The organism is Bacillus sp. P4_D3 (genome assembly GCF_056401855.1).
In genome coordinates this window covers 1-553 of sequence record NZ_JBFUIN010001319.1, presented here as the reverse complement: position 1 = coordinate 553, position 553 = coordinate 1, and the positions used below count along the sequence as shown (strand labels likewise).

Annotated in this window: 1 protein-coding gene; it reads right to left on the bottom strand. The window is 32.0% G+C overall.

Annotation, left to right across the window (positions count from 1 at the left end; all coding sequences use genetic code 11):
* Nucleotides 1-101: 101 nt before the first annotated feature.
* Nucleotides 102-553, bottom strand: a 452-nt coding sequence (locus tag AC1DTM_RS31085; protein WP_477001774.1) for a LuxR C-terminal-related transcriptional regulator, incomplete at its 5' end; no start/stop codon positions are given.

Here is a 553-nt window from a genome sequence, read left to right as displayed (position 1 = left end):
ATATAAACCATGGTAAGTTTGCAACATTTGAGTGAATGTAACTAAACACAATATATATAAATACAATTAATTTACTTACAGTTAACCAAAATTCCATAACATTAATCTACTTTCCCTGTTAAGTAATAAATCGCAATTTGCGTGCGATGTTCTAGTCCAGTTTTCCCTAAAACTGATGTAATATAATTTGCTATCGTTCCTTCAGATATGAAAAGTTGCTTCGAAATTTCTTTATTTGAGAACCCTTTCGCAATTAGTGCGATAATACTAAGCTCTCTTTCTGTAAAAAGACTCTTATCAATTTTAGATTCTTCCTCTTTACTTTCCATTAAATTAGACTTAATTTTATCAAGCACTACATCTTGCATGACAGTTTGGCCGTTATATACGCCTTTTATTGCATCACGAATACGCTCCGGATCATTATTTTTTAATAAATAACCTTTCGCTCCGTTTTTTACTGCGTCCAAAATATATTCATCATCATCAAATGTCGTTAAAATGAGAGGCTTCGTTTTTGTCTCTTCACAAATTAACTTCGTCGCCTCTACCC